Genomic DNA, 19,897 nt, shown 5'->3' with positions numbered 1-19,897 from the left:
CCGGCATCCTGCTTCCGGCAGCCGGACAGGCAGCGATGCGTCGGCGCGCTCCGCCTTCTTCCGGTCGCGTCAATAGTAAATCTTACCTGTTTTCTTCCAATAACGAAGCAACAGCCATCCCCAAAGCATTCCGCCGACATGAGCGAAATGGGCCACGCCGCTTTGGCTGCCCGACATGCCGAGATACAGCTCGAGCAAGCCGTAGCCGATCACGAAATACTTCGCCTTGATCGGAATGGGCGGAATCAGCAGCATGATCATCGAGTTGGGATGCATCATGCCGAAGGCCAGCAGTACGCCGAAAACGGCTCCCGACGCCCCGATCGTCACGGCATGGATGCGAGACTGAAGCACATAGGGACTGACCGTGCCGGAGGCCACGCCATCGGCAAGCGAGCTGACCTCGATCCATGTCACGCCGAGCTGCAACAGACCCGCCCCGACGCCAGTCACCATGTAATAGAGCAGGAAGCGCTTGCTGCCCAGCTCGTACTCGAGCGTGCGGCCGAACATCCACAGCGCGAACATATTGAAAAACAAGTGTGTCAGACTCGCATGCATGAACATGTGCGTCACGAGCTGCAGCGGCTGGAAATTGCCGCTCCCCCAGTAGAACAGCCCCAGATGACGGATCATCCAGTCGCCCGCCCCGGCAGGCAGCACCATCTCGGCCAAAAAGAACAGGGCATTGAGGATAATCAGGTTCTTGACCACCGGAGGGGTCGAATAGGCAGCTTGAAATCTCATCGTCTCGGTCTATTTTAGTCGTTTAGCCAATTCTTCGACGGTCAGCACCGTCATCACCGGCCGGCCGTCGGGCGTATAGTTGAATCCTTCGCAACGGAGCCATTCGCGCAAAAGCTCCCGAGCCGCATCGGCGTCCATCGCATCGCGGGAGGTCATGGCTCCGCAGCGCGCCATCACGGCCGCCGTGCGCCGAATCCGGTCGTCGGGCGACAAACGTTCGCTTTCGCGGAATTCGGAAAGCATTTCGCGAACGGCCTGCCCGACACCGACGTCCGGCAGGTCGGCCGGAATGCCCGTCACCGTCATGGATTCCTCCCCGATCCGGAAATCGAACCCGACGGCCTCCAGATCCCCGGCTATCTCGCGTGCGATGCACGCTTCGGCGGCGGAAAGCGGAACCGTCTCGGCGAACAGCAGCCGCTGGGTCGCCGAGGTCTCGTTGCCGAGCATGCCCAAATAGCGTTCGTAGCGCACCCGCTCCCACGCCCGGGGCAGATCGACCACGGCCAGACCTTCGCGCAGACGGGTCGCGCAATAACGCCCTCCGAGCATCAGTACTTCGCCGACGACAGGCTCGGCCTCCCAATCGAAAGCCGCTTGAGCCGCACCGGACCCGCCGCCTTCGATGTACTCCAACTCGTCGCTGTCGAACTCGACCAACCGATCCGCGCCGGTTTCCCCGCTTTTGTCCGTCGGGAATATCGCCTGCGAGTCCACTTCGTAAAGCTGCTCCCAGTCGCTCACCCGATCCCGGGACTCGCGCCCGCGGCCGTATGCCGGAAAAGGGCGACCGGCTCCGGACGTTTTCCGCTCCTCATCGAACGGATTGAACGACGGATCGACGCCCAAATCGGGCTCACGATAAATCACTCCCTTGCGCGCGACCGGTATGTCGATCGACGGATCGATCTCGAAATCCATCAGCGGCACGACGCCCGTCTTGCCGAGCGCCTCGCGGACGGCGGCATTGAATATCTGCCACAAAGCCTGCTCGTCGTCGAAACGGATCTCGGTTTTCTGCGGGTGCACGTTCACGTCGATCCGCTCGGGATCGATCGTGATATAGAGAAAATAGGACGGCTGCGTATCGGACGGAATCAGCTTGTCGTAAGCCTGCAGGACGGCCTTGCGGAAATAGGGCGACTGAAAGTAGCGCCCGTTGACGAAAAGGAACTGCTCCCGGTTCGTCTTCTTGGCGGCCGACGAGCGGCCGACGAATCCCTCGACGCGTACCATCGACGTATCGACGGAGACCTCGAGCAGGTTCTTCGCGATCTCGCGCCCGCCGACGGCCGACACGATACGCTGCCGCAGATTCGTCGCCGGCAGCTGTACGAGCGGCGCATCGCCGTCGCACAGGGTGAAAGCAATCCCCGGATTGCACAAGGCCACGCGCTGGAACTCGGTGCGGATATGCCGGGCCTCGACCGAAGCCTCTTTCAGAAAGCGACGGCGGGCCGGCGTGTTGTAAAAAAGGTTTTTCACCGAAAACTGCGTCCCTTGAGGCATCTGAACCGGCTCCTGAGACTGAAAACGCCCGCCGTGAATGCAGACCTTCGTTCCCAGCTCGCCGTAAGGCGTGCGCGTGCGCAGCTCGACCTCCGCGACCGACGCGATCGAGGGCAGCGCCTCGCCGCGGAATCCGAACGAATGGAGCCGGTAGAGATCGTCGGCCGAGCGGATCTTGGACGTCGCGTGCCGCTCGAAAGCGAGCCGCGCGTCGGTGTCGCTCATACCGCAACCGTTATCGACGACCTGAATCAGGCTCTTTCCTCCGTCGCGATAGTTGACCGTCACGACCGTGCTGCCGGCGTCGACGGCATTCTCCATCAGCTCCTTGACGACCGAAGCGGGACGGCCCACCACCTCGCCCGCGGCGATCTGGTTGGCGACCCCGTCGGGCAACACTCTGATCTTGTCGTTCTCCATCTGTTCCTTGGTCGGTACGGCCTGCCGCCTCCGCCGAGAGGACGCGGCGTCCTAACGGAAAAAGCTGCGCATGCGGTCGAATATGTTCATATCGCGGCTCTGTCCCGCCTGCTTGAAATGCTCGGTCTGAGCGAGCTGCTCGAGCAGGCCCTTCTCCGAAGCGCTTACCGACGAGGGCACGTCGATATTGACGACGACCAGAATGTCGCCCCGCCCGTAACCGTTCACGTCGGGAATACCCTTGCCGCGGAGTCTCAGCACCTTGCCCGCCTGCGTACCGGGCTCGATCTTGATCTTGGCCCGGGCGTCGACCGTCGGCACTTCGACCGAAGCGCCGAGCACGGCCTGAGGGAAAGTTATATTCAGGTTGTATATCAGATCGTTGCCATCGCGCACGAGTTCCTTGTCGGGCTCCTCCTCGATCAGTACGAGCAGATCGCCGTTGACCCCGCCGTGACGTGCGGCATTGCCCTTGCCGCTGACGGTCAGCTGCATGCCCTCGCCGACGCCGGCCGGAATCCGTATCTCGACGATCTCCTCGCCCCGGACAATTCCCTCGCCGTGACACTTCGGACAGGGCGTCGTGATGATGCGTCCCTCGCCGTGGCAAGTGGGACAGGGCTGGGTTGTCTGCGTGCGGCCGAAAAAGGTATTGACCACCTGAGTCACATAGCCCGATCCGTTGCAGGTCGTACACGTCGCATAGGAACTTTTGTCCTTCGCTCCGGTACCTCCGCACTGATCGCAAGCGATCATCTTGTTGATCTTTAGCTTCTTCGTCGTACCGTTGACGATCTCCTTGAGCGTCAGCTTCACCTTGATGCGCAGGTCCGAACCCCGATTGACACGCTCGCGCGAGCGTCCGCCGCCGAAACCGCCCGAAAAGCCGCCGCCGAAATGGCCGCCGAAAATATCGCCGAACTGGCTGAAGATGTCCTCCATCGTAAAGCCGCCGCCGCCGAAGCCGCCCGCGGAGCCGCCGAATCCTCCGGCCCCGCTCATGCCCTCGTGGCCGAACTGATCGTAGCGCGCCTTCTTGTCGGGGTTGCTCAGCACGTCGTATGCCTCGGCCGCCTCCTTGAACTTCTCCTCGGCTTCCTTGTCGCCGGGATTCTTGTCGGGATGATACTGGATGGCCGCCTTCCGGTAGGCCTTCTTGATCTCGTCGGCACTGGCCCCGCGCTGCACGCCGAGCACTTCATAGTAGTCTCTCTTGGTTGCCATATCCGAATTATTCTCCTACAACGACTTTCGCGTAACGGACTACCTTGTCTTTCAATTTGTAGCCCTTTTGCACGACATCGATGATCTTTCCTTTCTTGTCGTCCTCGACAGGGAACTTGGCCACCGCCTCGTGCAGATCGGTATCGAGCTCGCTGCCGATCGCCTCGATCTCCTGCACGCCCTTGGCATGGAGCGTATCGAGCAGCTTCTGGTGGATCAGCTCGATCCCCTTGCGGACCGACTCGATGTCGTCGGTCTGACTCATCGCCACCAGCGCGCGGTCGATGTCGTCCATTACGCCGAGCAGCGACTTGATCACATCCTCGCCGCCGGAGGCGACCAAATCCATCTTTTCCTTGAGCGTCCGCTTGCGGTAGTTATCGAACTCGGCCACCAGGCGCAGGTATTTGTCCTGCCATTGCCGCTCGACGTCCGAAAGGGCGCCGTCCCCCGCATTCCGCGTTCCGGCAGTTTCGGCCGATTTGGCAGTCTCGGGCGCGCCATTCTCTGACATATTGTCAGCGGTCTGTTCCCGCTCCATTTCCGCCTCGGCGTCGGTCACGACCTCGCGGTTATCGTACATCGGGTCTGTATCAACGGATTGCTCTCTGGTTTCGGTATTTTCCATAACGCTTCTTTTAATTCGATTCCTAAGGTATCGCAAATTGTATACCACGCGCCGGGTCCCAAAAAACGGCTAAATCAGTGCAAAATAAATCAAAATTATCGAAACAAAAGAATCTTCGCGCGACAGTATCCGAATCCCTCCCCGGCAAAAGCCCGGACCTTCGGCTGCAAACCGATCGGCACACATGCGGACCGGACCGCGCACGAGGACATCCCGGCGGCCTCGGGCTCGGAGACCGGACGGAAACGAGGCATCCGAGGGAAAGCGACCGGCCCCGCTTCCTCCGGCAGCCGCTGCAAGCCGGACGAGGAAAGCAGAAAAACAGGTTGCAACGGCCCTCTCGGCACGAGTGCCGAGCGCAAGACCCGACGAAACGGACAAAACGGCTCCGAGCGACCCGGAAGGTCCCTGCGCGCAGAATTCGCCGGAACGGCCTCCGCACGGCCGTCAGAATCCGCTCCGTCCCCGATTTCGGGCCAGAACACCGGGCGACCTCCGGAACCGTGTCCGAGGCAAAGCACCGGATTACGAAAAAAAACGTATATTTGAACATTCCGTCCTAAACGCGGACACACAAAGCATATGAACCTTCTGGGCAATATCGTATGGCTGCTGCTGGGCGGCTTGGCCGTCGCAGTGGAATATTTCGTTTCGGGACTGGCGCTCTGCCTGACGATCGTCGGCATTCCGTTCGGAATTCAGGCGCTCAAGTTAGGATTGCTGGCCCTGCTGCCGTTCGGCCAAACTTCGGTACGGACAGATCAGGGAACGGGTTGTTTGTATACGCTGATGAACGTGATCTGGTTCTTTTTGGGCGGAATCTGGATTGTGCTGACTCATCTGCTGTTCGGCGCGCTGCTATGCATCACGATTATCGGCATACCGTTCGGCAGGCAGCATTTCAAGCTGATGAGCATGGCCCTCTCCCCGTTCGGGCGCAGCATTGTCCCGACTGCTACACTGTAGCGAAAAGACTCGAAAACCCGCATACGCTATGAAATATCGATTCTGGATCGTCTGCTTTCCGCTGGCCGCCTCGCTTGCGGGATGCCTCGCCCGTCAGGAGAAAAACGGGACCGGCCGACAGGACAGCGCCGCCGCAACGGCCGCCATAGGCGCCGACCGGGACGCCCACGGGTGCATCGGGTCGGCCGGCTACGTCTGGTCGCAGGTACGCGAAGAGTGTATCCGCCCGTTCGAGGCCGGTATCCGAATGACCCCGGCTGCCGAACCGGACGCTACGACGGCCGCGTACATCGTTTTCGCCGAAGACTCGTCGCGTGCCGAGCTTTTTCTGCCCGACGGACAGGAGACAGAGATACTCGACCGCCGAATGCTTCCGGGCGGAGGATCGGCTTGGAACGTCGAGGACGACGACACGAAAAACGTGCGCCTCGCGAACGGACGCTGGATTATCGAACAGCGCGGGAAAACCCTCTACGAACAGGACGAAGCCCCGATTACCGCCCTATTCGAGGGGACCGACGGCAAGAGCCGCCGCCGGTTCCGCGTCGAGGTCAAGTTCTCGGTCGGGCGCGCCGAAGTCACGCTCGACGGCACGGTGTTCGATCTGCCGCAATACCCGACCGGCAGCGGATACGGATATGGCAACGACATAGCCGACTTCCGAGGCAAGGGAAAGCATGCGACGCTCAAGATGCGCGACGGGCTGACCCTCTCGCTCGAACAAACGGGGACCCGTTGACCCGGCCGCCCGGCATTCCGACGGGCATACGTCAGGACAGCCTAACATACGAATCTGCTCAGGACGGCTCGTTGCAACCCATGTGTCATAAGGTCGTTCTTTATCTTCGCACATCGTTCCCTCGGAAAATTTCCTCCCGCTATCGAAGAAACGCATCGAATCGCCGCTTGACAGAGACACGCCGCAAGTCTCCGGATGCGGAACGCGACGACATCCCCGCGCTCGAAACTCGAACACGCCTTCCGCCATGCGCTTTTCCTGCGATTATGGACCCGATCCTGTGTAATCCGGGATGTTTTCCCCCGAACGGCAGAACCTCCCCCCGCACGAATGAAAAGCAGGTCATGCGGCACATCTGCGACGGACAAGACTACCGTATCGGACCGAAGGCCGCTATCGCCCGGACGGAAAAGCGGCCTCCGGCCAACGCACGACGCGAGCACGGTCTCCGGCCGATCCGTCACAGCAAGAGCCCCGGAGCAAAAACTCACGGGGCTCTATCATGTTCGACTCGATCGACGGGAGCTTTCTGTCACTCAGACCCGCATATGCGGTCCGACGCAGGAAAGCCCGCCCGGCAATTACCTATGCACGGTCAGCCAGTGGCCCGAAATCGACGGATCGACGTCGAGCACGAGCTGTCCGTCGGCTACTTCCGTCTTGATCGTCTTTTTCCCGAGCTTCACGACAGGTTTCTTCTTGCCTCCGGCCAAAGGCAGCGTCACGCGGCCCTGTCCCTCGACGAGCACCTCGGTCACCTTCTCGTCGGCCAAAGACGGAGCGAAAACGATCCGCGACACCGGCTGCTCGCTGAACGAATATCTGACGCCGTCGATCGTCACGCCGTCGCACTCGCGGCCGAAGAACGACACGAGCTTTCCGTCGGCGCCCGTGCGGAACGCCATCGAAATCTTGCCGTCGTAAGTCACTTCATGGCCGTTGACTTTCAGCCCGCGCAACTCCATTCTGTCGCAGGGCAGCGGATTGGCCTCGAGCGCCTTGACGTCCTCCTCGCGATTGCGCGAGAACCCGCCCGGCCAGCTCTCGGGATGCGTGCGGTAATGTTTCACGACAGCCGTCGCGCCGTTGGGGAACGACGTAGCGAAATAATCGGTCGTGCGCGACACATAGGAAGGATTGTCGTTGACGCCGGCGAACTTGCCTGTCGCCGGATAGGCTCCCACGGCGTTGAGCACCTCGAACAGCGTGCGCGTCTCATAGCCGAGGCTTTGCGACTGGTCGTCGCGCGGACGCATGCCTATATAGCAGAGCGCTCCGCCGCCGGGCAGTTTTTTCAGCGTACCGAGCACCTGATTGCCGCACTTGGCCACGACCTGCGCTCCGTCGGCCTCGACCGGATAGATGCGGTCGACCAGAAAGTCGGTCAGCACCGTCTGCTGGGGAATCGCGGCGAAATCGTTGCAGAACGACACGACGCGGCCCGGCGCCATTTCGCCCATATAGACGTCATGCTCGTATTTCGCGCCGAACAGTTCGGACCATGCCGCCGCGCAATTGCCGCCGGCCTTATCGATCAAGGGAGGAGCGCTGAACCAAACGACCTTGCCGCCCGCCTTGGCCAGCCGTCCCATCATATCGAGCAGTCCCTTCTCGGGCAGAACCTCGAACATCGCCACGAGCGTGCCGTAAGTCTTGTCGCCGACTTTGACTTTGCCGTCGGCGGTCACCTCGCCCATAGCAAGCAGCTTGTCGGCCGTCAGATAGTTGGCATATCCGTACTGGGCCATCCAGCTTCCGAAGCGCTCCTCGGCGGCCACCAGATTCATCGGATAGAGAATCAGCACGTCCACGTCGCGCGTCACATGCCCGGTCAGCATGTCCATCGGCTTGCCGGCCTTGGTTCCGAACGCGTCGTTGACCGACATCTTCCAGTCGTACACTTCGGCGGGCATGCCCCAAGCGGCCGCATAGGCCACCGGATATTCGTTCACCACCGCGATCGATGCGGCCATCGCAGCGCCGTAGTAGTCACGGTCGGCCCATCCTCCTTCGGCAAAGTCATTGCCCGTCGGCTCCAGATACTCGCTCCACTTGAAATAGTCGTAGCAGGCGGCCGCAGCCTGATGCACGGTATTGCCCCATATGAAATTAGAGGTATACTCGTACTGGTTCGCGCTGCCGTTGCGCTTCTCGTAGTTCCAATAGTCGATCGTCGGACTCTGGGCCCACGATGCGTGCGCGCTGGTTTCCAGCTCGCGTCCGAACAGCTCCTCGGCATAGTCCTTGGCCGCCTTGAACAGATCGACCACCTCGTCGTTGAGCATCCGGTAATAGCGGTCGCGCAGCAGGAAAGTACGGTGGATGTCCTCGGGAGTATCCCCCATCACGTATTGCACGTTGACCACGGCCTCTACCGTAGGCTGATAGTTCGGAGCGCCGTAAGCGAAATAGAGCATATACTTGTCGTCGAAAGGCTGGCCGAATTTCTTGCGGTACTTGTCGGCCATGCTCTCGGTCAGATAACGTTCGGCGAACTGGCCGTTCTCGTGGTGGCTGAAGTAGAACCAGTCCTGCTGAATGTGCATCTCGTCGGAATAGAGCGCCGTCAGATTGATGTCGTTGTCATGGTACTTCTTCATCAGCGCCTTGAGGAACGGCAGCGCGTCCTCGTTGAAATAGTCCATCTCCTGCGTCTCGTACTCGAGCAGCACCATCACTCGGTCGTAGCCTTCCAGCCCGCCGCCTTCGCCGTAAACGCGCAGCAGACGCATCAGATTGCCGGTATTGCCTACGCCGGGAACGAAATTATCCGAGTCGTAAGTGTCCATCGCCTCGTATTTTACCTCCTTCAGCTCGACGATCTCATCGGGATTCACGGCCCGGAAAGGACTGTTGCCGACGGGCTTTTCCTTGAAGGCATAAGCTTTGACCCCTTTGAGCTTGACAGGCGTCTTGCCCTTGTTGTTGGTCCAGTAGAGCTGCTCCCAGATCGGCACGCTGAACTTGCCGGTACTGCCGTCGCGCAGGCCCACCTTGTAAGCGAGCCAGCGACCGCTGTGCCCCGTCTGGTTCTTGTAGGCGGTCCCCAGCTCGAGCGGACTGAGCAGGCTCAGGCAAAGGCCGATGTCGTACTTCTTGGCGAAGTCGCTGACAAACTTGATTTTTTCGACGTACTCGTCCATATCGGGCGTAAGCCGCCGCTCCGTACCCGCATGCTGGCGGTATTGGCGGAAAAATTCGTCGAACGCGAAAACCATCTGCTTGGAGCCTTGTTTCTGGCCTTGCTCGCAGATGTCGCGCAGACTGGCATGGTAGGGCGTATAACCCAGCGAAAGATCGAGCTTCTTGTCGGGATCCATCAGATCGTTCAATTGCTCGTCGCTCGTAAGAATCAGCGACTGAGCCCCGAGCCTCGCCCCTCCGAGCAGCAAGGCCGCCAGAAGCAGGACGGCCGAAAGCTTGAAGTAAGTGTTTTTCATCAGGTAAAAAGTTTGGATTGAGTTTGATAAAGTTAGTTAGTTCGTATCAAAGATAGCAATATTATCCGACAAAAGCACGTCCTGCCACAACAAACTCCGTTCTCAACCCCCAAAAAACAAACCGACCTCGTCCATGCACGCCATCCGTACAAGCGGTCCCCGGAATTTCCTCCATACAACGTAACACACATATCATAAACAAGTTATACACGAAAACCGATAAAATTTAAAATTTAACACTACTTTGCATTGCATAATATTATTATTTTTCATAGATTTGTATTGTTCTTTTGACTGAAAACTCAACCCTCCCGGCGCGGAACGAACGACCGGACCCGCTTCGGACCCTACGCCCAAACCAATGCTCGCAGACAGTATGATCAGACTGGAAAACATCAACAAGACCTATTACAACGGCTCGCCGCTCCATGTGCTCAAGGGCATCGACCTCGAAATCGGGGAAGGCGAGATGGTCTCCATCATGGGAGCGTCGGGTTCCGGCAAATCGACCCTGCTCAACATACTGGGGATTTTGGACGACTACGACAGCGGGGAATACTTCCTCGACGGGAAGCCGATCAAGAATCTGTCCGAAACGAAGGCGGCCGAATACCGGAACCGGATGATCGGCTTCATTTTCCAGTCGTTCAACCTGATCAGCTACAAAAACGCGATGGAGAACGTCGCGCTGCCCCTCTATTACCAGGGAGTGCCCCGCCGCAAGCGCAACGCGATGGCCCTCGAGTTCCTCGACCGGCTCGGACTGCGCGATTGGGCCGACCACATGCCCAACGAGATGTCGGGAGGACAGAAGCAGCGCGTGGCGATCGCCCGCTCGCTGATCACCCGGCCGCAGATCATTCTGGCCGACGAGCCGACCGGCGCTCTCGACAGCAAGACGTCGCAGGAGGTGATGGACCTGCTCAGAGAGGTGAACCGCAGCGGCATGACGATGATTCTGGTCACGCACGCTCAGGAAGTGGCCGATCAGACCGACAAGATCATTCACATCAAAGACGGGCTGATCGGCTCGGTAACCGTTCCCGGGCGATGAGAGAGCAGCTTCAGGAGATATTCTCGACGGTCAGCCGCAACAAGCTGCGCACTTTCCTCACGGGCTTTTCGGTCGCATGGGGCATTTTCATGCTGATCGTGTTGCTCGGCTCGGGCAACGGACTCCGCAACGCGATGCAGGACAATTTTTCCGGCCGGGCCATCAACTCGATGTTCATCTACAGCGGGCAAACCTCCGTTCCTTACAAGGGATTCCAAAGCGGGAGGCACATCCAGATCAACCAGCGGGACATGGAAATCCTGAAAACGGAATTTTCGGACCGGATAGACAAAATCACCGCCTCGGTATGGCACAACGACGCGCATATCTCGTACGGAGGAGAGTTCACGTCGGCCACGCTGTACGGAGTGCTTCCGCAAACGCAGCCGATCGACGGCATCCAGATCGTCGAAGGACGCTTTATCAACGAGACCGACGTGAAGGAGAAACGCAAGGTGGTCGTACTGGACGATCTGGCCTGCCGCGTCCTGTTCAAAGACGGAGGCAGTCCCGTCGGGCGGATGGTACAGATCGACAAAATGGGCTATACGGTCGTCGGAACCTACAAAGGACTGAGCTACAGCTACACTTCGCAGATATACGGGCCGCTCTCCTCGGTTCTGCTGACATACATGGGCGACAAACGGGACGTGGCTTCCATCTCGTTCACCGTCCGGGGTATCGATACGGAAGAGCAGAGCGACCTTTTCAAACGGCAGCTCCGGACCCGTCTGGGCGCCGAGCACAGCTTCTCGCCCGAGGACAAGAGCGCGATCTGGATCAACGACCGCATGGAGAGTTACCAGCAGACGATGACGATTTTTCACGGCATCGCCCTGTTTATTTGGATCATCGGCATCGGCACGCTGACGGCCGGCATCGTCGGCGTCAGCAATATCATGCTCGTGACGGTCCGCGAGCGGACGTCCGAATTCGGCATCCGCAAGGCGATGGGCGCCAGGCCGTCGTCGCTCGTCAAGCTGGTCCTGCTCGAATCGGTACTGATCACGGCGGCCTTCGGCTACGTCGGACTGATCGGCGGCGTAGGGGTCATGGAAGCGGTCAACTTTTTCATGGACCGGGCCGCCGCCGCTTCGCCGAGCCAATTTTCCATGTTCAAGAATCCCACGCTCGACCTGTCGACCGCCGTCAGCGCCACGCTCGTACTGATCGTCGCAGGCATGATCGCAGGCTACGTTCCGGCTCGCCGGGCCGCACGTATCAAGGCGATCGACGCGATGAGGCACAACAAATAAACGACCCGCAACCAATCAACCCGAACCGCAACCACACGCCACGGAAACCATGTTCGACTTAGACCGCTGGGAAGAAATCTGGCAGACCATCAACCGAAACCGCAAGCGCAGCATCATGACCGCCTTCGGAGTCTTTTGGGGCATCTTCATGCTGACCGTCATGATGGGGTCCGGACTGGGCCTTCGCAACCTGCTTTACGCCAACCTGAACGGCATGAACGAGAACTCCTGCTTCCTGTGGGGCGGCAAGACGTCGATCCCGTACAAAGGACTGCCGGCCGGACGCTACTGGCAGCTCGACAACGACGACATGCGCATCATCGAGACCCAGATACCGGGCATCAAAGCCGTGGGAGGCGTCTTCTGGGGAAGTTCCTACAATTTCAGCCGCAACGATCGCAAGGGAACCTACTCGATCGTCGGCTATACCCCGAGTTTCCAGCAGATTCTGCCGCAACGGCTGCTGTTCGGCCGTTTCTTCAACGAAATCGACATGGAGCAGCAGCGCAAGGTCTGCGTGATTACCGAGCGAATCTGGCAGGAGCTGTTCCCGGGCGGAGAAAATCCGGTCGGCCGCACGATCCGGATGAACAACACCTATTTGACGGTCGTCGGCGTGACGGCCGTATCGAACGTGGGCATGAGTTTCCACTCGGATGCCTCCGTGCTGCTCCCGCTCGGCACGGTGCAACGGATGTACAACACGGGCAAGCGCCTGCATCAGGTCTCGGTGGCGGCCTATGACGGCGTTCCCATTTCCCGCGTCGAAGAGAGCATAAAACAGATCGTCAACAGCCGCCACACGCTGTCGCCCGACGACACGAAAGCGGTGATGATCTGGAACATGAGCGAACAGGTCGAGATGGCCAACAGCCTGTTTCGCGGGCTGAAGATCCTTACATGGATCGTCGGTCTGGGCACCCTGCTGGCGGGCATCGTCGGCATCAGCAACATCATGCTGGTGACCGTCCGCGAGCGGACGCAGGAGATAGGCGTTCGCCGCGCATTGGGAGCCAAGCCGCGCACGATCATCTCGCAGATCATGAGCGAGGCTTTCGTACTGACGTTCGTGGCCGGCGTTTTCGGGCTGGCACTGGCCGTCGGACTGCTGTCGGCGGCCGAAACGCTCCTCTCGCCCGGCATGCCGGTCCCGCTGAGGGCCCAAATCCCGTTCTCGACCGGCATGCTCTCGCTCGCGGTGCTGGTCGCCGGCGGCCTCGTCGCCGGTATCCTGCCGGCCAGCCGGGCCATGCAGATCAAGCCGGTCGATGCCATACGGGAAGAATAGAAACGAAACATAAACCGAAAAACTCGAAACAATGAAAAAGGTTCTGAAAATTTCGCTGGGCGTGCTTTTCCTGCTCATCCTCTGCGGCACGTTCGCATTCCTGTGGTACAAGACCCGTCCCGTCAAAGAGGTCTACCAGATCGTCGTTCCGCGGACCGACACGATCGAGAAACGGGCCGTGGCGACCGGGAAGGTCGAGCCGCGCGACGAGGTCCTGATCAAGCCTCAGATTTCGGGTATCATATCCGAAATCTACAAGGAAGCGGGCGAGCAAGTGCGACAGGGGGAAGTGATCGCCAAAGTGAAAGTGATCCCCGAAATGGCGACGCTCAACAGCGCCGAGTCGCGCGTCAACGTGGCGAGGATCAGTCTGGATCAAACCCGGCGCGACTTCGACCGCGTAAAGGAGCTGTACGGCTCGGGCGTGATCTCGAAGGAGGAATTCGAAACGAGCCAGACGACCCTCTCGAAAGCCGAGGAAGAGATGCAGAACGCCAAGGATAACCTCGAGATCGTCCAGAACGGCATAGCCAGCCGCAACGCCGAGCTGAGCAACACGCAGATCCGCTCGACGATCACCGGCATGATTCTCGACGTGCCGGTCAAGGTCGGCAACTCGGTGATCCAGTCCAACACGTTCAACGACGGCACGACGATCGCGTCGATCGCCGACCTGAACGACATGATCTTCCGGGGCAAGGTCGACGAGACGGAGGTGGGACGCCTGCGCGAGGGCATGCCCGTCAAACTGACGATCGGCGCGCTGCAGGACGTCGCGCTCAACGCCGTATTGGAGTACATCGCCCCGAAAGGAGCCGAGGAGAACGGCGTGATCATGTTCGAGATCAAAGCCTCCACGCAGATACCGCCAGATCTGTTCGTCCGGGCGGGATACAGCGCGAACGCGGAGATCGTGACCGACCGGCGGGCCGGCGTGCTGACGGTGCCCGAGAGCGCCGTCGAGTTCGAGGGCGACAAAACGTTCGTCAACCTGCTTACGAGCGACTCGACCGCTACCGACCAAACCTTCGAGCGCAAGGAAGTCAAGCTCGGCCTGTCGAACGGCGTCAACGTCGAAGTTACCGAAGGACTGTCCGGAGGCGAGAAACTGCGCGGCACGAAACAGCCTGCCATAAAATAACCGGTAACCGAACGATTTCAGAACCCGTTTAACCGCACAACCATGACCATACGAAAAACCATGCTGGCCGCCCTCGTCCTTACGCTTCCCGCGGCCGGAGCCTCGGCCCAGCAAGAACCTTGGACGCTCGACCGGTGCATCGAGTACGCGGTCGAGAACAACATCTCGATCCAGCAGTTCCGCCTGCGCGCCGAAGATCAGGACGTCAAACTGAACACGGCCCGCAACAGCCGGCTGCCGAATCTCAACGCAGGGCTCGGCGGAAGATTCGGCTTCGGCCGAACGCTCGGAGACAGTAACACGTACAAGAATGTCAACCAATTCACATCCAGTCTGAGCGTATCGACCAGCATCCCGCTGTTCAACGGCATGCGCATCAAACACGACATCGCCGCCCAGAAGCTGAGCCTGCAAGCGGCGATGCAGGACCTGGCCCGGGCCCGCGAGGACGTTTCGCTGAACGTGACGGCGCTCTACCTTCAGGCGCTGCTCAACAAAGAGCTCGTCCGCGTGGCCGAAAGCCAAGTCGCGCTGAGCATGGCTCAGGTCGAGCGCAGCTGGCTGCTCGTCGAAAGCGGCAAAAGTCCCGAATCGGAACTATACGAGAGCCGCGCGCTGCTGGCCAAGGACTCGCTGACGCTGACTCAGGCGCGGAACACCCTGACCCTGTCGCTGCTCGACTTGAGTCAAGCCCTCAACAGAGAAGATGCGACGGGCTTCGATATCCGAATGCCCGAACTGGGAGCGATCCAAATCGGCGCGATGAGCAGTATGGAATCCCCTTCGGTCATATACGAATACGCCGTCGGGAACCGCCCGAGCGTGCAGGCCGAAAAATACCGACTACAGAACAGCGAAAAAAATCTGTTGCTGGCCCGCTCGGCCCGCTATCCGCAGATTTCGCTCGGAGCCAGCTACGGGACCAGCTACTTCTATATGTTCGGCAATGAGAACAAGGTGCTGAACGCAGGCTTCGGAAACCAGTTCCGTAACCACGGAAGCGAAGAGGTCGGGCTGAACGTCAGCATACCGATCTTCAACCGGATGGCCACGCGCAACAACATCCGCTCGGCCCGGATCGCCATCCGCAATCAGGAGCTGGCGCTGACCGAAGCCCGGCAGGCGCTTCGCAAGGAGATCGAACAGTCGTACTACAATGCCGGGGCAGCCTATCAGAAATATCTGTCGGCCTCGCGCTCGCTCGAGGCGGCCCGGGAAGCCTTCCGCTACGAGGAGGAGAAGTCCGCCGCCGGCCGCTCGACGATCTTCGACTACAACGATGCCAAAACGCGCATGGAGCGGTCGGAGTCGGAAATGGTGCAAGCCAAGTTCGAATTCATCTTTCGCCGCAAGATTCTCGACTTTTACGCGGGCGAACCTCTGGGCTTCGAGAAATATTGACGGGAACTCTCTCGGACCGATGCCGCCGGAACCGCAACCTCATTGCTTACCGCAAAGGATACGGCCTCCGGCGGCTTTTCGGCAAGTGTGGCATCGACTTTGACGAAGACCGGACAACAACCGACTAAAACCGGAATGCCATGAAAAAACTTCTGTTCATACTGCTCTCGATGATGTCCGTCTCGGCGGCGCTTCGGGCGGGAAACGAGATCCGGACGACCGATCCGCAAAAACTGCCCGCAACGGCACGCGAATTCATCGCGACCCATTTTCCCGACACGCGGATCGCCCTGATCAAAATCGACCGCGAAGGAGGCCGGACCGATTCGTACGACGTCCTGCTCGAAAACGGTTGCGATTTGGAATTCGACCGTCGGGGCCAGTGGACCGAGATCGATGCCGAGCGGACGACCGTACCCCAGAGCATCATTCCGCTCCGCATCGCCGACTACCTGAAACGGAACTATCCCGACCGGCCGGTCGTCAAGATCGACCGGGACCGCCGCGGGTACGGCGTCGAGCTTTCGGACGGAACCGATCTCGAATTCAACGTTCGGGGCGATTTTCTGCGCATCGACTATTGACGCCTCTTCTTCGGTGGCAGGACTCGCTTCCGCGGATACCGGATACCGGACCGTTCGCGAACTTTTCGTACCTTTGCCGGGAACGACCGAAGGCCTTTTCGGGGAAAAGGTCGGCCGGTCGCAAGACAACCCGATGAATATGAACGAAAAGTATAAGATCCTGTTCGTCTGTCTCGGAAATATCTGCCGCTCGCCGGCAGCCGAGGCCGTTTTCCGCGACCGGGTCGAAAAAGCCGGGCTCGCCGGGCGGTTCGAGATCGACTCGGCGGGGCTGATCGGCTACCATGCCGGCGACGGAGCCGACCCGCGAATGAAAGCGCATGCCGCGCGGCGGGGCTACCGCCTCGATTCGATCTCCCGGCCCGTCGCGCCCGAAGACTTCGACCGTTTCGACCGGATCGTCGGCATGGACGACCGCAACCTGCGCGAGTTGCGCAGACTGGGCCGCAAAACGGAGTCCGAAGCCGCCATTTGTAAAATGACCGATTTCTGCCGGAAGTCCGACTGCACGGAAGTTCCCGACCCGTACTACGGGGGCGACGCGGGATTCGAGCTGGTACTGGACCTGATCGAGGACGCCAGCGACGGACTGCTCGAACGGATTCGCTCGGAGTGCAACTTATAACGAAGACACGACCCGGTCGGAGTTCGGCCGCCGCTTTCCTCAACGCACGGGAATACCGCTTCCGTGCATGTCGCCGCATCCTCTTCCCAGCCTCGACGCCGGAAATCATCGGTGCCGGAATACTCTGCCGGACGACTATTCGACGGCAATCAGCCGGCCCGACGATATGTTCGGGAGAAAGACGAAGCGCCGCTCCCTAAAACCGGAACGGCGCTCCAAAAACTAACGACCACATACCGCACGCCTCACCGCTCGCTCAAAGTTCCATGACGGAGCGCCGGCATCCGACCGGCCGATCGGCGCCGGAAGCGTTTTACTTCAGAAACTGCACGATCCGGCCGCAGGCTTTTCCGTCCCCGTAAGGATTGACCGCCTGACTCATGGTCCTGTAATGCTCGGGGTCGTCGAGCAGCGTGCTGACGCCCCCGACGATTCGGTCATAATCGGTACCGACCAAGCGGACCGTTCCGGCGTCGAGCGCCTCGGGACGCTCGGTCGTATCGCGCATGACGAGCACGGGCTTGCCGAGCCCCGGGGCTTCCTCCTGAATGCCCCCGCTATCGGTCAGCACGACCGCGCTCCGCTCCATCAGGCAGACGAACGGCAGATATTCGAGAGGCTCGATCAGGAACAGGTTCGGCAGGGACGAATTCCCGAACGCCTCGTGAATCGGCCGGCGCACGTTCGGATTGAGATGCATCGGATAGACGAAATCGACATCGGGATAGGTCTCGGCCAGATGCTTGATCGCCGAGCATATCCGCACGAATCCGTCGCCGAAATTCTCGCGCCGGTGACCGGTAATGAGCACCATGCGGCGCGATCCGTCGAGACGCGCCGTGTCGTACCCGCCTGCAAGCAACTCGCCGGCCAACCGGCCGGCCAGCTCCCTGTCGCTCCTGATCCGCTCCACCACCGTATGCAGCGCGTCGATCACCGTATTGCCCGTCACCAGAATCTTCCCGGGATCGACTCCCTCGCCGAGCAGATTCCGGCGCGAGAGCTCCGTCGGGGCGAAATGGTACGAAGCGATCCGGCCCGTGATCTGACGGTTCATCTCCTCGGGCCACGGGCTGTATATGTCGTGCGTGCGCAGTCCCGCCTCGACGTGTCCGACCGGAACGCGGCGGTAAAAGGCGGCCAGTGCGGCGGCCGTCGAGGTCGTCGTGTCGCCGTGAACCAGCACCACGTCCGGACAGGCCTCGTCGAACACGTCGCGCATGCCCGTCAGCACGCGGGAAGTCACGTCGTAGAGATCCTGTCCCTGCCTCATAATGTTCAGATCGTAGTCGGGCTCGATAGCGAACAGCCTCAGCACCTGATCGAGCATCTCGCGGTGCTGTCCGCTGACGCAGACGACCGTCCGGAAAGAGTCCGGATGCCGTCGGAACTCCCGTACCAGCGGGGCCATTTTGATCGCCTCGGGACGAGTCCCGAAAACCAGCATCACCTTTTTCATTAGATAAAGTCTATTTTCTGAATATTCCGCAAAAATCGAGTATCACGGCATCGTCCCGGTACGCCAGCGAACGGAAAGGAGCGTGAGCGACCAGAAACGCCACGATGTCGGCCTGCGCATAGGCTTCCACATAATCGGTCAGCTTATAGACCCGATGCTCGCGCACGTTCGGCTCGACGATCATATAGTCGGCGTCCTCGGCCTCCATCACCTTGGAAACGATGTACTTGGCCGGGCTTTCGCGCAAATCGTCGATATCGGGCTTGAAAGCCAGTCCCATCAGCGCCACGCGCGGAGGACGACCCTCGCGCACCTTGAAGCCGCGAACGGCCTCACGAATCCGCTCGGCGCACCAGAAAGCCTTGTAGTTGTTGATTTCGCGCGACTTGGCGATCAACTGCGATTCGACCGGAAACTCCGAAGTGATGAAATAGGGATCGACCGCGATGCAATGCCCTCCCACCCCGCTTCCCGGCTGGAGGATGTGGACGCGGGGATGCTTGTTGGCCAACTCGATCAGCTCCCAGACATTGATACCCGCCTTGTCGCAGATCAACGACAGCTCGTTGGCGAAAGCGATCTGCACGTCGCGCGAGGAATTCTCGGTCAGCTTGCACATCTCGGCCGTCTTCGCATCGGTCGCATGAAGCTTGCCCTCGACGAAACGGGCATAGAACTCCATGGCGCGCCGCGTCGAACGGTCGTCGATGCCGCCGATGACGCGGTCGTTATGCACCAGCTCGTAAAGCACGTTGCCCGGCAGCACCCGCTCGGGACAATAGGCTACGGACAGCTTCCCCTCCAGTTCGGGACGCTCGGCGAAAATCAGCCGCGCCATCCGGTCGGTCGTCCCCACCGGCGAAGTCGATTCGATGACGAACAGATCGTCCTCCTTGAGCAGCGGAACGACCGAGCGCGTGGCCGCCTCGACGTACGACACGTCGGGCTCGTGATTTCCCTTGAACGGAGTCGGTACGACCACGACATAGACATCGCCGGGCACAGGCTCGAGCGACGCGCGCAGACGCCCGGCCGACACGGCTTCGCGGACCGCCTCGGCCAAGCCGGGCTCGACGATATGAATCTCGCCCCGGTTCACCTTCCCGACAATCGCCGGATCGACGTCCACGCCGACCACTTCCAAGCCTCTCGAAGCGGCGAGAGCCGCCGTCGGAAGACCGATGTATCCCAATCCCAAAAACAGAATGCGCTCCATAGCTTTCGTTCGTTTGCGCCCGCGCCGGAGACGGCCCCATCCTCTCCTTTCGCGCGATGCGCCGTAAAGTTACTCAAAATTTCGTCCCGGCGCGCCGTGCTTCCGTCTATTTGCCGCCGGCGGTCGCCGTGAACGTCCCGTTCGCAGCGGCCCGGGGAAGTTCTCCGAGAGGAAAGAAGTGTGCCTGAACGGATTACTTG

Annotated in this window: 16 protein-coding genes; 9 read left to right on the top strand and 7 right to left on the bottom strand. The window is 60.1% G+C overall.

Annotated features, from left to right (window positions below):
* Window positions 1-69: 69 nt before the first annotated feature.
* From NQ491_RS11225 to NQ491_RS11210, 4 genes are read right to left on the bottom strand one after another with little or no spacing between them, the layout of a single operon-like run.
* Window positions 70-747 (bottom strand): rhomboid family intramembrane serine protease, encoded by a 678-nt coding sequence (locus tag NQ491_RS11225; RefSeq protein WP_019245438.1) that lies wholly within the window; start codon window positions 745-747, stop codon window positions 70-72.
* A gap of 9 nt (window positions 748-756) precedes the next feature.
* On the bottom strand, window positions 757-2,676 hold the full coding sequence (gene mutL, locus NQ491_RS11220) for a DNA mismatch repair endonuclease MutL (RefSeq protein WP_019245439.1): 1,920 nt from the start codon (window positions 2,674-2,676) through the stop codon (window positions 757-759).
* A gap of 51 nt (window positions 2,677-2,727) precedes the next feature.
* Window positions 2,728-3,900 carry a molecular chaperone DnaJ gene (dnaJ, locus tag NQ491_RS11215; RefSeq protein WP_019245440.1) on the bottom strand — a complete coding sequence of 391 codons (1,173 nt, stop codon included), beginning with the start codon at window positions 3,898-3,900 and terminating at the stop codon, window positions 2,728-2,730.
* Window positions 3,901-3,907: 7 nt separating this feature from the next.
* Complete coding sequence (locus NQ491_RS11210) at window positions 3,908-4,528, bottom strand: nucleotide exchange factor GrpE (protein ID WP_147524852.1); 621 nt, start codon at window positions 4,526-4,528, stop codon at window positions 3,908-3,910.
* A 582-nt stretch (window positions 4,529-5,110) separates the two neighbouring features.
* Between NQ491_RS11210 and NQ491_RS11205 the strand changes: the two genes are divergently transcribed.
* Both NQ491_RS11205 and NQ491_RS11200 read left to right on the top strand, forming a co-directional pair.
* Entirely contained in the window at window positions 5,111-5,494 is a 384-nt protein-coding gene (locus NQ491_RS11205) for a YccF domain-containing protein (RefSeq protein WP_019245443.1), read from the top strand.
* 28 nt (window positions 5,495-5,522) lie between these two features.
* A complete protein-coding gene (locus tag NQ491_RS11200; RefSeq protein ID WP_019245444.1) occupies window positions 5,523-6,233 on the top strand; it encodes an MliC family protein in 711 nt (236 codons plus the stop codon).
* A 581-nt stretch (window positions 6,234-6,814) separates the two neighbouring features.
* Here the strand turns inward: NQ491_RS11200 and NQ491_RS11195 are convergent.
* On the bottom strand, window positions 6,815-9,673 hold the full coding sequence (locus NQ491_RS11195; protein WP_019245445.1) for a hypothetical protein: 2,859 nt from the start codon (window positions 9,671-9,673) through the stop codon (window positions 6,815-6,817).
* Between the two features lie 376 nt (window positions 9,674-10,049).
* Here NQ491_RS11195 and NQ491_RS11190 point away from each other — a divergent pair, with 376 nt between their 5' ends.
* The 7 genes from NQ491_RS11190 (at window position 10,050) to NQ491_RS11160 (ending at window position 17,022) form a co-directional block, all read left to right on the top strand.
* Window positions 10,050-10,727, top strand: coding sequence for an ABC transporter ATP-binding protein (locus NQ491_RS11190; protein WP_019245446.1), 678 nt, complete (start codon window positions 10,050-10,052; stop codon window positions 10,725-10,727).
* On the top strand, window positions 10,724-11,983 hold the full coding sequence (locus tag NQ491_RS11185) for an ABC transporter permease (RefSeq protein WP_019245447.1): 1,260 nt from the start codon (window positions 10,724-10,726) through the stop codon (window positions 11,981-11,983). Before NQ491_RS11190 ends, NQ491_RS11185 begins: the two co-directional genes overlap by 4 nt.
* 49 nt (window positions 11,984-12,032) lie before the next feature.
* Window positions 12,033-13,271 carry an ABC transporter permease gene (locus NQ491_RS11180; protein WP_019245448.1) on the top strand — a complete coding sequence of 413 codons (1,239 nt, stop codon included), beginning with the start codon at window positions 12,033-12,035 and terminating at the stop codon, window positions 13,269-13,271.
* Between the two features lie 31 nt (window positions 13,272-13,302).
* Window positions 13,303-14,412 carry an efflux RND transporter periplasmic adaptor subunit gene (locus NQ491_RS11175; protein ID WP_019245449.1) on the top strand — a complete coding sequence of 370 codons (1,110 nt, stop codon included), beginning with the start codon at window positions 13,303-13,305 and terminating at the stop codon, window positions 14,410-14,412.
* Between the two features lie 42 nt (window positions 14,413-14,454).
* Window positions 14,455-15,813, top strand: coding sequence for a TolC family protein (locus tag NQ491_RS11170; protein WP_034282748.1), 1,359 nt, complete (start codon window positions 14,455-14,457; stop codon window positions 15,811-15,813).
* Between the two features lie 140 nt (window positions 15,814-15,953).
* Window positions 15,954-16,397, top strand: coding sequence for a PepSY-like domain-containing protein (locus NQ491_RS11165; protein WP_019245451.1), 444 nt, complete (start codon window positions 15,954-15,956; stop codon window positions 16,395-16,397).
* Between the two features lie 133 nt (window positions 16,398-16,530).
* A complete protein-coding gene (locus NQ491_RS11160) occupies window positions 16,531-17,022 on the top strand; it encodes a low molecular weight protein-tyrosine-phosphatase (RefSeq protein ID WP_026089581.1) in 492 nt (163 codons plus the stop codon).
* A 313-nt stretch (window positions 17,023-17,335) separates the two neighbouring features.
* Here NQ491_RS11160 and wecB read toward each other — a convergent pair whose 3' ends face one another.
* Together wecB and wecC are read right to left on the bottom strand one after the other, a co-directional pair.
* Window positions 17,336-18,481 carry a non-hydrolyzing UDP-N-acetylglucosamine 2-epimerase gene (gene wecB / locus NQ491_RS11155; protein WP_019245454.1) on the bottom strand — a complete coding sequence of 382 codons (1,146 nt, stop codon included), beginning with the start codon at window positions 18,479-18,481 and terminating at the stop codon, window positions 17,336-17,338.
* A gap of 10 nt (window positions 18,482-18,491) precedes the next feature.
* Window positions 18,492-19,697 carry a UDP-N-acetyl-D-mannosamine dehydrogenase gene (gene wecC, locus NQ491_RS11150; protein WP_019245455.1) on the bottom strand — a complete coding sequence of 402 codons (1,206 nt, stop codon included), beginning with the start codon at window positions 19,695-19,697 and terminating at the stop codon, window positions 18,492-18,494.
* Window positions 19,698-19,897: the final 200 nt, after the last annotated feature.

It is taken from the genome of Alistipes ihumii AP11 (assembly GCF_025144665.1).
Lineage (GTDB): Bacteria > Bacteroidota > Bacteroidia > Bacteroidales > Rikenellaceae > Alistipes_A > Alistipes_A ihumii.
This window is presented reverse-complemented; position numbering and strand designations above follow the sequence as displayed.

Coding starts and splice junctions, on each gene's coding strand:
- dnaJ (WP_019245440.1), bottom strand. CDS start 3,900: ATGGCAACCAAGAGAGACTACTATGAAGTGCTCGGCGTGCAGCGCGGG.
- NQ491_RS11205 (WP_019245443.1), top strand. CDS start 5,111: ATGAACCTTCTGGGCAATATCGTATGGCTGCTGCTGGGCGGCTTGGCC.
- NQ491_RS11225 (WP_019245438.1), bottom strand. CDS start 747: ATGAGATTTCAAGCTGCCTATTCGACCCCTCCGGTGGTCAAGAACCTG.
- wecC (WP_019245455.1), bottom strand. CDS start 19,697: ATGGAGCGCATTCTGTTTTTGGGATTGGGATACATCGGTCTTCCGACG.
- NQ491_RS11165 (WP_019245451.1), top strand. CDS start 15,954: ATGAAAAAACTTCTGTTCATACTGCTCTCGATGATGTCCGTCTCGGCG.
- NQ491_RS11200 (WP_019245444.1), top strand. CDS start 5,523: ATGAAATATCGATTCTGGATCGTCTGCTTTCCGCTGGCCGCCTCGCTT.
- NQ491_RS11175 (WP_019245449.1), top strand. CDS start 13,303: ATGAAAAAGGTTCTGAAAATTTCGCTGGGCGTGCTTTTCCTGCTCATC.
- NQ491_RS11195 (WP_019245445.1), bottom strand. CDS start 9,673: ATGAAAAACACTTACTTCAAGCTTTCGGCCGTCCTGCTTCTGGCGGCC.
- mutL (WP_019245439.1), bottom strand. CDS start 2,676: ATGGAGAACGACAAGATCAGAGTGTTGCCCGACGGGGTCGCCAACCAG.
- NQ491_RS11190 (WP_019245446.1), top strand. CDS start 10,050: ATGATCAGACTGGAAAACATCAACAAGACCTATTACAACGGCTCGCCG.
- NQ491_RS11180 (WP_019245448.1), top strand. CDS start 12,033: ATGTTCGACTTAGACCGCTGGGAAGAAATCTGGCAGACCATCAACCGA.
- NQ491_RS11210 (WP_147524852.1), bottom strand. CDS start 4,528: ATGGAAAATACCGAAACCAGAGAGCAATCCGTTGATACAGACCCGATG.
- wecB (WP_019245454.1), bottom strand. CDS start 18,481: ATGAAAAAGGTGATGCTGGTTTTCGGGACTCGTCCCGAGGCGATCAAA.
- NQ491_RS11185 (WP_019245447.1), top strand. CDS start 10,724: ATGAGAGAGCAGCTTCAGGAGATATTCTCGACGGTCAGCCGCAACAAG.
- NQ491_RS11160 (WP_026089581.1), top strand. CDS start 16,531: ATGAATATGAACGAAAAGTATAAGATCCTGTTCGTCTGTCTCGGAAAT.
- NQ491_RS11170 (WP_034282748.1), top strand. CDS start 14,455: ATGACCATACGAAAAACCATGCTGGCCGCCCTCGTCCTTACGCTTCCC.